The sequence below is a fragment of the Mycoplasma sp. 1578d genome (assembly GCF_024582695.1).
Classification (GTDB): domain Bacteria; phylum Bacillota_I; class Bacilli_A; order Mycoplasmatales; family Metamycoplasmataceae; genus Mycoplasmopsis.
Genome location: NZ_CP102081.1, coordinates 299416 through 316412, shown reverse-complemented (window position 1 = coordinate 316412; position 16997 = coordinate 299416). Strand labels below are relative to the sequence as shown.

At 26.1% G+C, this 16997-nt stretch carries 2 protein-coding genes; both read right to left on the bottom strand.

Features of this window, described 5'->3' with window-relative positions; all coding sequences use genetic code 4:
* Position 1 precedes the first annotated feature (1 nt).
* Positions 2 to 8326 (bottom strand): hypothetical protein, encoded by an 8325-nt coding sequence (locus tag NPA11_RS01490; RefSeq protein WP_257043880.1) that lies wholly within the window; start codon positions 8324 to 8326, stop codon positions 2 to 4.
* A 239-nt stretch (positions 8327 to 8565) separates the two neighbouring features.
* Positions 8566 to 16977: a hypothetical protein gene (locus tag NPA11_RS01485; protein WP_257043879.1), complete on the bottom strand. Its 8412-nt coding sequence runs from the start codon at positions 16975 to 16977 to the stop codon at positions 8566 to 8568.
* Positions 16978 to 16997: the final 20 nt, after the last annotated feature.

Below are 16997 nucleotides of genomic sequence, written 5' to 3'. Positions count from 1 at the left end.
ATTAATGTAATTTAAATTTAATGTTAAAGAAACCATCATTTCCAATCGCTTGATAAAACTCATCTGTTCCAACTCCACCATTACCGGAAATTTTATCTATCATCTCGATATTAGAATCATTTTTTCATAAACCTGAATTAACTAAATTTTTGAACGACAATGCAACAAGATCTCTATATCTAATTCGTTCAATTACATATTGAAAGAATTTTTCGTCATCTTTTGTTTGGTCATCTTTTTGTCCGTTTGTAGTTCTTTTAAAGAAAAAAATATTTCGTAATTTTTCTTCGTTTCCTAAAGAAATGTTTTGTGTATTGGAACTATTATTTTTATCAAAACGATTTAGAATCTGCCATGAAATAACCATCAATACTTTTTCATTATCTTTTTCCATAGGTATTCCAATAATAAAAGGTAAAAATAGTAGGTCTTTGTCTTTGTCTTTTGAAGTGTCGTATTTATATTGATATTTTTCTCAATCATCTCATTCGGCTTTTTTAATAAGACTATTTATGTAATTTTCAGTATTTTGATGTTGAAGACCAGTATCTGAAACAAAATTTGGATTCAATGTTCTTCAATAAATTTTTTCACCAGATTGAGTGTATTCTTTATATTTACCAGTTAATTTAATCTTAATTCTAAATTCAGGAGATGAATTTGATGTTTGAGATGTTTGCGCGTTTATATCTTCGTCAATTTTTTCAGTATAAAATGGGATTTTGTCCTTAATTCCTTTTACTAAAGAATGTTTATTAAATGCACTAAATAAACGAGACGCTGCTTGGAGATTATTTCATCCGGCTTCTTCAGCAGTAAAAAGAGTCTGACTTAATGCATTTGTATCTTTAATATTTTCTTTTGTGATCTCAAATGTATCTAATGTTTTAAATGAAATTCCAACATTTTCAAACTTAATTCCAAAATTATCAATTTCTCCAAAAGCACTATTTTCTTTAGATAATGAACTCGGTTTTTTAAATCTAAAGTAAAGATTAATAAATCCCTTTTTAATTTCAGGTTTAGCAGTTAAATGTGATGAGACATATTTTGATTCAATATCTGAAGCTGATTTATAAACAAAAACATCTATATTTTCTGTGTCAAAAACCGGATTGTCACATTTAAGAATGTTAAAACAATTAAATAAACTACCTAATTTTCCTTGTGTATCATCTTTCATATGTTGATTAATTTTTTTTGCTTTGCAATTAACACCATCAATATTTAAGTCCTCTTCTGAAATATCTTGGTCTTCTATAGTTCTTTTAAACTTTTCTAATGTAGTGTTATCTTTAGCCACAATATCTTGATAATTTGCTTTTCCGCTTTTTGATTGATTCAGAAAGTCAAAAAATAAATTAGTATTTTTAGAATCTTTAGTTCAGTTAAATAATTTAAAAGCTAAATCAAAGCCTTTTGTTATTGATTTATAAATATCAAAATCACTAGCTTTTGAAGATGATAAATTATTTAATTCTTCAACACTTTCTAGAGAAGGTTTTGCAAGTTTATCATATTCAGTTTTAACTACATTAAATTCATCAGAATTTTCAGTTTTTTGTTTTTTATCAATTATAAATTTCAAGATGTTATCAATGTTTGCTATACCTGCAAAATTTTCGATTCCTTTTATAAATTTACTTAATATTTTCGAAAGTGTATTTGGTTCTGAATTCGAAGTACCAAATACCAAATCCATTAATTTTTCTTTTGCTTTTGCTAAAGAAATAACAATGCTTTTGTATTTTTCAAAGTACTGATTTCTTTGTGATTTTGTATTATCATCCTTAGAATTAGAAAAAGAAATATTATTCTCATTTGCATCGCTTTTAATATCATTTTGCGACACATTTGATAATAAATTAATAAATTCATTAATTTTATTATCTAAAGTATTTTGAGAATCGATAACTTTTATCGCTGAACGAACATTTTGACTTTGATTTTGACTTGAGTTGTCATTCAATTCATCTTTAATCTTGTTTAAATTAGTAATTTTAATTAAAATTGAAGGAATTGATTTAATTGAAATTAAATTTAAATAATAATTGCTTAATTCATTTGCCACAGTAGTAAGTAAATTTATTACATCATTTTGCTCAAATTCTTTAAGTCATGATTTAATTTTTTGATCATCTTGGTTAACTTTTTGAGCATATTCACGTGCATTTACATAAACTTTATCGCCTGATGTAGGATTAATTACACTATTAAAATTATCTAAATCATTTTGAGTGATTCCAGTAGTTTCTAAAATAAGATTTTTGCTTGCTCCATCAGTATTTTCGGTATTTAAAAAATTATAAAATTGTTCAAATTTTTCTTTATATGAGTTGTAGCGGTTTGCTTCTCATTTGAATAAAGCTACTCTTTGATCTTGATACTTTTCTTGGGCTTTAATTAACTTATCATTAAACTCTTCTAACTTTTCAGGAGTAGAAAGATCAATACTATTAAGTGGATTTAATGCAACATCACTATAATCGTTCAACTTAGGTGAATTGGTTGAATTGCTAAAATTATTAGCAATAAATCTGTCTAAATTTAAATGTGTTTGATAAGCATGTTTTGATTTATCTCTTTGGGCTTTTAGAATTAAATCTAATGCTCCATCATTTGAATTATAAAGTTCGCTAGCTAGTTTTATTTTTTCACTTTCATTATGAATTGGATTATGTAGAACTTGTAGTGCTTGATTGATTTTGTTTTCTAAATTTGAATATAAAACTTGTATCTTTGCTGATTCATATTTTGAATTTGCACTAATTTTAGTCTTATATGATTTTAGATATTGTTGAGCTTTATGAATGTTAGTTTGAAGTATTTTAGAATTAATTAATGCAATTGCATAAGAATGATTCGAAACGCCTGAAACATATTTTTCTAATAATCGTTCATAATTATCTTTAGTTTCAAGTAAAGAACTTACTTTTAATTCTTGAAAAACTTGATTAAGAATATTTTCTAATGGAACCTTAGCTTGAGTGCCTAAATATTGTTCATCCCCTTCATTAGAATTAAAGTTAGTTAATTCATTTTGTTTATTAGCCACTTGAATTGCTACATTTAAACGGAAAGTATATGTTTCTAATGATGAGATATTTTGATCAAGATTTGCATTATTTTTCTCGTTATAATAATAGTTTTGTCCTTTAATAATTTGCTCATTAAGCATATCTAATGAAGCTTTAACATTATCATTTTGAATTAATCCATTAGCACTAGTTTTTAGACTTTTTGTAGAATCAATAAGCTCTGCAATGCGTTTGTATTTATCAAAAAATACATCAATTTCAGAAACGCTTGAAATTGCATTATTTATTTGAGTAATGTTTTGTGCTTTAGCAATTTCTTGGGCTTGAGTATGGAAGAATTTTTCTCCTCGGTCCTTTAGTTCATTATATTTTTGATCAGCATTATCATTTGAAGATAGTTTTGCAAACTCTTTATTTTTAATCCCTTGTTCACTAGATAAATTAGAATTTTTATAAATTTGATCTAATGCTTTTTTACGAACTTTGTATAAATCATAAGCATTTTCAAATTCTTTAATTAAAGTAGGGTAAAGAATTGCGTCAATATCAGTAGCATCTTGCGACTTTGAAGGCACACTGTTTAAAATTGCTTTAGCAAGATTTTGTGCATCATCTTTAAATCCATAATCAGTTTTTTGTGCACCTGAATATGTGTCATTATAAGATGTATTTTCATTAAACACTTGATTTTGAATTTGCAATTTTTCTGCTTGTAGAGTGATCAATTTATTCAATGAATTGAGTGTATTTTCAACTTCAAAAAGTTTATTCATTGTTGGTATTTCTTTATTTAAATCAACAATTAAAACATCAAAATATTCATTCATTTTGGATTTAATATCTGTTTTATTATCTTTTAGATATTTTGATTCAAGGTCACTTTGAGCTTTTGTAACTTGGGTATAAATTTTGCTAAATTTATTAAATAAAGCGATCTTATCATTAATTTGTTTCTCTTTAGAATTAATTTCTAAAGGACTTAAACTTAAATATTCATCTTTATAGCTATTGTAAATGCTAGTAATTAAATTGATAATCGATTCATTACTTGCTTTTCCTGTAGGAATATTATTGTTTTTTACTAGACTTTGAGCTTTGTGAGTTGTATTTGCCAATTGTCGAAGAATTTGATCTTTAAGTTGAATTGAACTTAATTCATTATCAATTTGGATTAACTCATTTTTATCCTTAACTGTATTAATTGAAGACAAAAGTTCTTGTAACTTAGTATCAATTTGAGTTTTTAAGTTATTATCAATGTTATTTTTTAGCGATTCAAGTTTAGAATCTATTAATGTTTTGTAAGCATTGATCTTTTCTTTTTGAATTGATTTAGCATCTTCAATTGAAATATTGTCAAAATATAAATTTCTTAATTCATCTCTCAAAGCTATAATGCTTTGTGAACTTTGATTATAAAAATCACTTGCTTTAAAACTTGCATAAGTATTTTGAATTTTGAATTTATCCAAAACATTTACATTTGTTTTTTGTTTTTCTGAATAATCTAGGATAGTTTTTATCTGATCAATAAGTGAATTTAAAGCTGAAATCTTTTGAAAATCTTGTTTAATTTTAGTCAGATCCGAAACTTCTTTATAACTATCAACAGTTTGCTCAATGGCATTATTTCAATTATTTATAACACTTTTTCAAGAATTGGAATATTGCTTAACATTATTTGAATAATTATCAGAAGAATTAATCTTACTTTTTAATTCACTTGATGCATATAATAATGAATCTTGTTGATATGCTAAATCAAGCTGTTCGAGTTTTTCTTCTAATTGGTTAATTGATGTTGTGTTTTTACCGCTATTATCTTTAGAGTCTTTTAAAGCATCAAAATCAGTAAAAACTGCATCAGTATGTTTTGACGTATTCAAACCATCAGAAACTTTTTTCTGATTATATTCGCTTTGTAAATTTGATTTTAAATCAATAACATCATTTCAAGTCTTTTCAATTTCGCTTTTATGAACTAATTGACTTTTTTGATAAAAATCAATTTCATCACTTAATGATAATAGATTAGCATTGCTTGCATAAAAATCTGCTATTTTAATCTTATAATCAGATAATTTATTGTCAAAGATTTTGATTGAATCATCAAAAATAGTACGGTTTCTTTCGTCTTGTCCATAAATTTTTTCCAACTTTTTAACTTCATTTTCTGCATTTATACGTGCAGAGACCTTTGAAAGTTGATCTTTTAAAATTGAAACTTTAAATTCAACTACTGAAAGTGAATCTCCAAAATTAATTAAAGTATTTTTTGGTTCATTTAATGTCCCAGAATTTGGCTTGTTGATAATTGAATTAACTAAAACATTATATGTAATTGGATTATCACTTTGCTTAATAGTTTTTAACCTATCAATAAATGTTTTAAGTATCTCAGCTAATTTAAGATAGTTTTTAAGACTTTCTTCCAATTGTTCAATTTGATCTATAGTTTTATTGTTATCGCTAATTACCTTTTCAATTTGAGTATTTATTTTTTCAATTGAAGAATTAATCTGCTTATATGGATCGGTTGAGATTAAACTAGAATCATTAGTTTTTAATTCTTGAATCTGGGCATTTGTCTTTTGTAAAAAGGCAAGAGAAATAGCTAAAGATAATTCATGGTTTTTATCTTTTAATTCTTTAACTTGAGTTTGAATTTTGTTTTCATTTAATTGAGAAGTCAAAAAACTATCTATGTATTTATTTGATTTAGCAATGAGACTTTTTGCAGATGTAAAATGTGCATTAGGTTTAAATTTAGAATAATCTTTAGCATCATTTTCTGAGACTAAATTTTCTAAAGCATTATGCTCTAATTCTAATTGTATTATAGAATTAGCTACTTCAAGGATGCTAGACACTTGATCATTCATCTCTTTTCTTTTCTCGGTACTTATTGAACTTGAGCTGAGTTGTGTTTGGTATGAATTTAGCTGATTTAAAATCCTTTGTTGCATTTTAGTTGGAGCTCCACCAAGTGAATAAGGATTAAAAAGTTGATTAATTTGTTTTTTGGTTTCAGTTAAAAACACCCCACCTTGATATTGAGCTTGTTTTTCTTTGTAATCATTAATGGCTTGATTAATTTGTTGTGTTAAATCAGATAAATTATGATCGCTTGAAATTTGTTTTAAAGCTTGAAATATGACAGCTTTGACTTGGTTAATTTTATCTGCTTGCTCTTGTAAATATCTTTGTTCAGCTTTTCTATTTTTTGAAGTTGCTAAAGTTGCTTCTGCACTTGATATTTGTGGTTCAAGGTTTTTAAAAATTGAAACGTTTTGTTCAATCAGCTTAAGCTGTTTTTCAATTTGCATAAATGTTTTTTCTTTATCAGATGCTGATAAAGAAGGGTTTGAAGCAATTATTTTAGCTTGTTTTGATAACTCTTCAACCTGAGCAAGAAGAGCATTACCAAAAGATGAGTCAATTTGTTTTTTATCATTAGCAAAAACTTCAAAAATAGCATCCTTGGTCTGAGAATATTTTACTAATGCATTTGAAAGTTCTTTACTAATATTAGTTTTGTCAAATTCTGATCGGTATTGTTTGATTAAATTTTGCAAGTCTTCTCTAATTGCGGTTGAATTTTGTGGAATTAAGGTTATTGCTTGAGAATTTAAAAACTTAAGCTTGTCCTTAATTTTTGAATCAATTTCATCATTTTGTTCCAAAATTGAAAGCGATAAATTGTATCAATTCTTTAATTCTGCACGATTAATTTTTCTCAATTTATCAATTTGCTTGACTAAAAATTGATTCAAATCCTTGATCGAAGGATTAGATTTAAAAAAATCAGACACTTCAAGAGACATTTGAGTTAAGGTTCTTTTATCAAGATTAAATCCTTTATTAAGCGATTCTTCGATTTGATCATTAAGTTTTTTAAGTGAATTCTTAAATAGCGAACCTAAAAGGACATTGTCGTAAATGTCATTATATAATGAGTTTAACTCAGTTAAATATTGATCAATATGATCAAAATTTGAGCCAATAATATCATCTAATCTGGATTTAAAAGCTTCATTTTCTGATTGAGAAAGGTTTTTATCAGCTAAATGAACATTAATTTTAGTTTTAATAGTATCAATTAATTTTTCAATATTTTTGATTGTAATTGATAAATCACTAGCTTGAGCAATAATCTTTAAAATTTGAACATGACTTGATTTAGGATTGCTTGCAATTTTTCGAACTTGTAAATTAACTAAATTTTGCAATTGTAAATCATTAGAAACTGATTTCAAATTTTCCAAACTTTGTGATAAAGTTTGTAATAGCTTGTTAGTATCAGGAGTTTTCTTAATTAAAATTTCAAGTTGATTGTTAACTAGCGTGTTTAAATATGCAATTTCTTCACTTTTATCAATTGCTAATGTTGGTCAGGGACTTGTTGCAACCGTTTTGTAATGTTCGATACGTTGCAAAAAATTATTTATGATCGAACGATCAATGTCTAAATCGCTAACTTCATTTGTCACTCGAATCACATTTTCTAGAAATTTATTAAGCAATTTGTTTTCTTGCTCTTTAATTAAAGAAAGCTTATCAACCATTTGATCATAAACTTTTTCATACTCAATTAACGAGTCTTTAGAGTAATTAGGTTCAGCTAATAAGTTTAAAATTTGATCAATTGTTGATAATAATGCACTCTTTTCTTTAGTACTAAATTTACTGGAACTATCTTGTATTAACCGTTTATGATTAGTCCAAATTTTAGTTTCTAATGTGATTAAAAAGTCATTTTCTTGCGCAATGATTGGATCAACTACTTGGAAAAATGAGTTTAGAGCTGAAACTTTGTTTTGTTCAAAAGATAACTGATTTACAACTTTATCTTTAGAAGCTGAAATAGCGTTTTGCAAATCAACATCTTTAACCAATGAACAATATTCATTGATAAGATTTTTAGCTTGATCAAGATCACTCACTACACTTAATAGTGCTTTAGGTGTTTCTTTTTTAAGTTTGTTTCTTTGCTCAAGCATCAATGCAATGCTTGCATTTTCGTTTCTCAAAAGCTGATTTGCATAATCAACTTCTGAAGATAAATTTTTAATTTTATCGTTATTTTGTTGCTTTTGTGAAAGTAATTTTAATGCATTTGAAGTTTTGTTTATTTGGTTTTTTAATTCCATGAAATAGTATTTTTGTTGGCGGGGTACTTGACTAGTATTATGTAAAGACAACAATACACCAACAGCTCCTAAAGAAGCACCTGCAGTTACCCCAGTTGTCATACCTAAGTAAGTGAGTACTTTTTTTGGATTTTTCATAATACACCTCAAAGTTATTTTTATGAGTTTTCGATGATTTGTAGGTAAATCAATAAAAATAGTTTGTTTAATTTTTATCAGTTTAGATATAAGATCAAAAATTTATAAAATCTAACGTTAGAGAATTATTTTCAAAATTAAGAACAAATAAGAACAAAAAACTATTTTAACAGAAAATATTTATTTTTCCAAAAAACTTGTCTAGGTTTAGATAATTGTTGTACTTTTATGGGCTTTAATTAGCGAATTTTGAACCAGAATTTGTTGATTCAAGCAGCATACAGGGCTTGCCTTGCTGAAGCTTTGATTAATTCTCCGCTTTTCTGTTGATAATCAGCAGCAGGAATGTTTCTTAAAGTTGCGGTTTCAGGTTTATCTTTGTCGGTTCGATAAACTGTGCTTTCTCCCCCGGTAATTGGGAATATTGGATTTCCTCCAAGTGATTCGGCGATATAAGAAACCAATCAGTTTCCATTTCAAGGCGGAGTATTTTTAAATATTTGGTCACTAAATGACGCAAAAATTGAAAACGTTTTCGCTAAATCTTCAGGAGATATTCGATATTGACCATATTTTTTTGGATCGTTCCCGATTTTAGTTGACAAGGATTTTAATAAATCTTTTTCACTTTGCTTAAGCGAATTATCGTCCTTGTACTTATTAAGAGCTTCTACAAATCTTTTTTTGTTAATCAATAGAACAATATTTTGCGTTCAGGAATTATAGAAATAAACTTTACGTTTAACCGGATCATAATCAATGTTAAAGATGTATAAATTTAAGTTGAGTCCTGTCGGAAGTTTGTCTGGAGTAGTTGTTCATCATCAAGCATAATTATTGTAAATATCAAAGGTATCGGTTCCATCACGTCCACGTAAAAGGTATTCATATCTTTCGGGTTTACCTACAGTAGTTCTCTTTCCATAAGTCGGAAATCCAGTAATAAAACCTCCATTTAATTGTAAGAAAGAAAATCCTTTTTCATTATCAAGTGGAATGATATTTAAAATTTCGTAATCTTTGTTTGAAGTTAATGAAACATTATAAGTTAGCGGAATTGATAATTGATTTTCAAAATCAAAGCCATATTTAGTGATACTGTTGCGATTATCTTTGTCTAAATATACACTTAGTCTTGAATTACCTGGAGAACCTGTGTATCTGATGTTTTTGTTGGTGCTTTTAAATGAATTTTGATACTCTTCTTTAAGTTTGATAATATCAGTATTATTTTTTAGAGATTGCGAATTATCTCCATTCAAACCAAAAAGAGCAGTTTTCATCTTATTATAAACTTTAGTTATAACTTGATTTTTTACATTTTGAGCATTAGAATCTTTCTCATCAGATACTTGAGGAATATTTCATCCAGCTTCATCAACATCGATCACTTCATATTTTGCCTTAATTCCTACATCTTTGCCATCTTTAATAAAGATGCTCGATGTTTCTCTTGGAATAGAGATAGTATCAATTGTTTTAAAAGTAATGACTACTTCTTTTTCAACTTTAACTTCTCCTAGATCAAAATTATTAGTTTCATATTTATACACAATTTTAGCTTTAAGAGATTGACGATCAACTTCTTCTTGAGTTGGTGTAATGAGATCAAATCAACCATTTTCGTTATACTTTTTAATATAAACTTTCAGTTTTAATGGAGAGAAAATTGATTTTAAATCACCTGTTTTTTCTACATCCTTATTCGTAAAAGCAAACTGCTTAAACATTTGTAAAAACTTATCATTATTATCAATTTCAACAAGCTCATCTTGAGTTTTATTAGAAACAAAACCTTCAAAAGTTTGAGTGAATTTCTTTCTAGTAATATCTTCATTAGCGATGATTGCTTTATATTTTTGATCAAATTCCTTATCTAAACTCTCTTGAATTGGTTTAAGTGGATTTTCTTTGTTTGGATTTACTTCAAGTTGCTTAAATAATAAGCTATTATTCTCGCTTTTCTTAATTCAGTCATTATATTCTTTGATTTGTTGAATTAATTCGAATAATTTTTGTGGTAAATCACTATTCTGATCTAATGAAGCAAAATCAAAAAAGTTTGATGTATTAATTTGTACATATTTAGCTTGAATTGAAGCTTTCAACTCATTAAATTTATTTTTTATATCATCAGTATAAACTGAATTATTTTCATACTCAATATCTTGATAAAGATCACTAAAAATATTTTCAAGTGGATTTATGGACATTTTTTGTCAAAGAGTATTTAGTACAGATTTTTGTAAATCTAAGAAACTATAATTCAATTTATCTAGTAAATTAGCAAAATTAGCTAGAGATGTTGAATCCTTTTTATTTTCTAACGAAGCATAAACGTTGTTAACCTTTTCGTATTCTCTTTTAAAACTATCGTATTGGTTTTCGAGTTCTTGAGCTTGATTTTGTTTGTATATGTTCGAATTTGTTCCTTGTGTGTTTTGTTTTAATTGATCTAATTTGCTAATTAAGGCAACATAAAATCCTGTTCCATTACTTGAACCGCTTGGGGCAAATTTTTCGGTGAATTTTTCCTTTACAAGTTTAACGAACTTATCGATATTTTTCTGATAACCTTGCTGAATTAAATTCATTAAGGAATCAACTTTTCTTGAATAATTTTTAACATCACCAAAATATGAGCTTAAGGCATAGTTAATTTTCTCTTTAAGGATCAAAAGAGGATTATAAAGTGATAATTCTGAACTTGCACCTCGCCAAAATACTGATTTGCTTGGATCAAAATCATTAACATAATTGGTTAAATCACTTTGGATATTTTCAAGTTGGCTCCTTACTTTAATATATAAATTAAAAACTTGTGATTTTGCTACTGCTTTAGCTGGCAATAAGTATTCATTTACTTGCGAATATGAAAGATCTTTTGATTTATTAATCGCTGTTTTTAAATCTTCAATTCCTTTCTGTTCAAACCCATCAACATAAATAATTTTATTGTTTGACTCAAGTTTATTGATTGTTGTATTAAAATAACTCTTAAGCTCATTATTGTAATTTAATTGTTCTTTTAATTGATCTCTTTTAGCACTAATTAATTGATCAATATTACTCTTGATAACATTAAATAAATGTATTTTAGTTTCTTCATTATTGTTGGTATTAACAAGCGTGGCAACTACACCACTTTCGCCATTAATTAATGAATTAATTTGATTAAATTTGGTAGCTACTGCTGCATTATCTAGCGAAGAGTCTTGAAAACTGATATAACTTAAAGCTCTATTAAATTCCTTTTTGAGTTTAATTGCATTATCTAGTACATATTGAATTAATGAATTTTTAACTTTACTTGTTTCAAATTGCTCTATTTTTCCAAAATAAGTATTAAATAGTTGATTTAAATCTGAATTTGGATCATTATATAAATTGATAAATTCATTTAATTTAGCTCTAATTACATTTTTCTCATTATCACTTAAAATATCGTTTGTTTCACATTGATTTTTTACTTTATCATAAGTATGTAACAAACTTAATCTAAGGTGTTCATTTTCAACTTGCTCAGTAATGCTTTCGATTGAATTTTCACCTTTCAAGCTCATTTTATCAGTATTGCCATAATATTCTTTGGCTTTTTTAATCAGCTCAAGAGCTTTATTTTTCGCATCATTCACTAATGATTCATTGCTCTTAATTTTATCTGTTAAATCATTAAGTTGATAAACTTTACTTGCTAGAATTTTTAGAGCTTCAAGCTTTTCATGAGCAAGATTCAATTGTTTACGAATAATATTTAACTCTCCTGATTGATCTGGTGCTATTGTTAAAGTGTTTTGAATACTGTTTTGCTCTTTGAGTTTATCTAAAAACATAGTTAAAGCTGTTTTTAGTTCATTATGTACTAAAGGAGCAAATCAACTTTCTTTGAGAGAGGTAATTTTAATATCATTCTCATTACGATAAATATTTCTATTTTTAATTAATGCTGTTTGATTATAAATATTATTAATGTTTTTTTGAACTAAAGTTTGGTATTCTCGAACACTTTTTGTTTTAATTTCTGGAACACTATCTCAAACGAGTTTAAGTGCATCATTTAAATCTTGTTTTGAAGTTGCAAAATTGTTTATTACTAAACTTGTTGCAAAAAGTAAAGTATCTTCATCTGCCTGAACGAGATTTTTGAATTCATTTGCTTTGGAGAATAAATCATTAATTCGAGCAATTGCTAGTTGATTATATTGATCATTTACTGCTAATTTTTCAAAATTAGTTAAATAATCATTAAATTCTTTGCGCTTTTCTAATCCACTTTGACCATTTAAACTTCTCAAATTAAAGCTTGATTTATTAATAATATCTTTAATTTCTTTGATCTTTAAAGCTAAAGCATCAAATGCGATTAGCTTTTGAGTTGTAAAACGAATTTGATTATTCAGATTACTGTAATAATCAGTGCTTTTTTCAGAAGATACATTAAAATAATTTTCACGAGCTTGTTCAATAAAATCATTGAGTTTTGAATAATATGGATTATTACTTTTTATACCACTAAGAGCATTTAAACTAATTCCCACATTTATAGCCAGTTCAGCAATTAAATGAGTTTTTTCTTTAATTCAGTTAACTTTAGTTAACAATCTTTTCAGATTATCTGATAAAGTCTCTGAATTTATTGATTTTTTTATATCATCAATATAACTATTTAATTTAGTTATAAAAACTGGGTCAAATGTACTTCCAATTTGATTGTTGAAACTTTTGACAATCCCATATTCTCCTTTAGATAAATCATCGTTTTCCAATAATTCTAGAATATTTGTTTTAATCTCGTCTGATTGAGCATTATCAAGATAAGTTTTATTTAATTCTGAATAATAAGAATTGATATTATTTAAATTATTTAAATCCACAATTGAAGCATTAATAGTATTTTTTAGATTTTGAGTCGAGCTACCTTTGCTTTTGTTGATATAATTTAAAACTCGTTTTTGGAGGGATAATAGTTTTAAAAATTGAGTAATCTTTTGACTTATTGACTCAATATCTAATAATGATGAATCAACTAATTGAATTTTAGATTTTACTCAATTCACAAAAGAAGTTTGGCTATTTTGAATTTTGTTTTTTAAATCTAAATCACTAGATTGAATTGAATTAGCAATCGATTGAATATCTCTAAGATTATTCAAAGCAAAATCTTTTAAGTATCCGATCTCAAGCTTAATTAAATAACTCATAATATCATTACTATCAACATTACTTCAATGAGAAGTATTTTTATCGATTTGATATTGATCTTTAACTTGTTGATAGTAATTATTAAAATAATATGTTTCATTAGAACTACTTAGTTTAACAATATTATTGTCTAAAATCGTTTGTTTATTATCAACTTGAATAATAGCTTGATTTAATGAAGTAAAAAGGTTATTTTTTTGATTTTTATATATTTTAATTTTGGTTTCAAATTCATCTTTTTGAGCTTGAATTTGTTCAACTGTGAAACTATCGTCATTAATAATTGACTTTATTTTTTCTGATATTAAATCAGCATCATTCTTAAGTTCTTGGTATATTTTTCAATCTTGGTTTTCTTTTAAAATGTTATTTAATTTTTCAGCAACATCTAAAAAAGATTTTTTAGCTTTAACAATTTGATGAGCTTGCTTAAGAGTATTAATTTTCCGAAGAATTTGCTCACGTGTATCTTGAGCGGATAAATGATTATTTTCTAATAAGCTTGAAATATGTAGTGATAAAGTTTTGGTTTGATCAACATTATACAAATTGTACAAAGATAATAGCTCTGAAGAAATATTAGCAAGCTCTTTTAATATTTCCATTTTATCAGCTAATTCAGTTGATGTTGATTCATTAACGTAATTATCAAAGTTTGTCAAATTAGCTCTATAAATATCATTGGCTTCACCACTTTGTGAAGAAGCAGTATTTTGAATCTCTTGATTAATTTTGTTAATTTTTTCTTGATTATAAATTTGTAAAATTTCATTTTTGAAATTAGATAATTTAATTTGGCTCTTTTGTAATTCTTGTAAACTCAAAATATTAGGAAATAAATTTATCAAATTTATCATTTCGCTTGCATTTTTAAGCTCTTCTTGAACAAGAGAAATAATTTCAGTCGTTCGAGTTCCAGTATATGGAGCTGAAATTTTAAATGAAATAACATTAGATAATTCTTTTAAATTGAGTTCAAGTTGATATAAATCAGGAATAAGCGAAATTAAATGATTAGCTTTAATTGCGATTTTTTGAATTTCGTCTTGGTTCAATGATTCTTGAATTTGTTCAATTAATTGATTATATTGATTAAGTAATGCTCTTGCACTCAAACTAGAATAATTGTCTTGATAATTAATATCAATTGCTGTTTTCAATTCTTCAATTTTGGCTTGAACCAAAATTTTAGTATCAATTTGATCTAAATTGTTTAAAGCTTTTTCTAAATCCTGATATATACTTAATACTTGCTCTAAAGTAGCGTTGGGATTGTCAAATAAAGCTTCTGCTTGAGAATGAGCAGCAATTGCATTATCAATGTAAGGTTTAATAAGAGTCGAAATTGCTTGATTCTGTTTTTGGGAAATGATTTTGCTGGCTTGTTGTTCGAATTGTGATAATTTACGAAAATATATGCTAGTATGAGTTATATCATAAAGTTTTTGACTAATATTTTCAAGTCGGCTCTCTAAAGCAAAGTCTCCTTGACCTTTGCTAATTTGGGTACGAATTTCATCAAGTTGTTTTTTGTATTTTTTGTATAAATCAATTCTTTTTTGTTCGTTTTTTGTAGGTATATAGTTCGCATCATTGTTTGAAAACACTTCTTTTAAATCATCATCATTAAAAGATGCAAATCTTTGAGCTTGAGCTTGTTTATTAACGTTAACTAGGTTTTGAATTTTGCTATTGTAAACAATTATTTTATCAATTAGTTCAATTGAAGAAATTGGATTAAAATCGCTCTTTATTTCAAGTGAATTATCATTAAATGATTTAGCTTGAGCTAAAAGATTTTTATTATTTGGATCATTTAAATTCTTAACCAATTTAATTTGGCTTTCGAATAAACTCATCATTTGTTTTAAATTAGTTCTTAAAACACTTCTCAACTCTTCGTTAAGCTGCTTTTTAATTGCACTTAAGTACGAAACATTTAGTATATTTGAATAAGTTTTAACAACCTCATTATTTAATTCGTTAAGTTTGCTTTTGATATTATCACTAGTAAACTTAAGTCCATTGACTTTTGAAATTTGTGTTTGAATGAGTTTTAATTCTTTATTTATTAAGGTTAAATCTTCAAGTTCTTTAGATAAAGAAGTATAAAAACTAAATAATTGCTGTGAAAGTTTTTTCGCATTCTCTCTTTTATTAACAATACCAATAATTTGTGCATTAAACCAATTAGATCTTTCTTTATTAATAATATGGTTTTCAAGTGCTTGGTTAATTTTTTGATTTAATTCATCAATTAATTTATTTGCAAATTGTAGATTATAAAATTCAGTAAACAAGTCACTTTTAGCAGAAATTAGTTCTTTTTTATTATTAATTAAACCTATTTTAATAATTAATGAATTAATTTTTTGTTTGTTGTAATTAAGTAAAGAATGAAATTTTTCAACATAAGTACTGAGATTTAAAATAACTTGTTTAATTTCCTCAACGCTTTTTTGTGTGTCTGAAATTTGTTGATAAAAGGTCAATACATTATTATAAATTTGATTGATATCAGCTTTATTTGAAGCCATATCTATTTCCATTTTAGTTGAATCCAGAAAACTTTTTACATTATCTTTTTCTTTTTGTGAATAAGCGACATTGTTTGCAAAAGGTTTAATCAAATTTAAATATTGATTAATTTGATCAATCTCATTTTGTGAACTTGAAAGCATTTGATCTAATTTAGCAACTTGAGCATTAGTATTTTGAGAAGCAATTTCCACTTCGTTTAAATGAATATTTGAACTAATAATTCGAGAATATAATGGAGTTAGTGTTAAATTAACATCTTTTTTAAGAGCATTAAAAGGTAAATGATCTAACTTATTTGCAGTTGTCTCAAGTAAATTAATAAATGGATCAAAAATTTTGTTTTGCGATGAAACTAATTGATCGATTTGGTTCGACAACTCTTTTAAACAATGCTGTTTTTCTTTATTTTTAGTAGTATTTATTAAATTAAAAAAACGAACTCGATAATTTTGTTTTTGGTTCAATAATTGTTGTTTTAAATCTAATTCTCTAATCCGGTCTTCTTGATTGGAAATGATTTTGTTCCAAAAAACTAAAGGATCTTGGTCTTGAAATTGAATCTCGTTTAAATGATTAATATAAAAATCAAAAACAAGTTTTTGAACTTTGTCAAGAGATGCCAATTTTTCTACTAATCCTTTATCTTTTGCTTTTCAATGTTCTTTGGCTTGATTATATGAATTTTGAATTAATTCTTTTTGTCTTTGATCAATGTTAATGTATGGAGAGTAGATTTTAAATAAACTTTCACTTTCCAGAAAGTTTCCATACGCTGTTGATTGATTCATATTTTCTTTTGAATGAATTGTAAATAAAGTTGTCCCTAAGCCAGCCGATGTTGCTGGCACTAATAATAAACTCGAATATAAAAAAGATGTTTTGAATTTTTTGTTCTTGTTTTTTATCATACTTCTCCTTAATACTTATT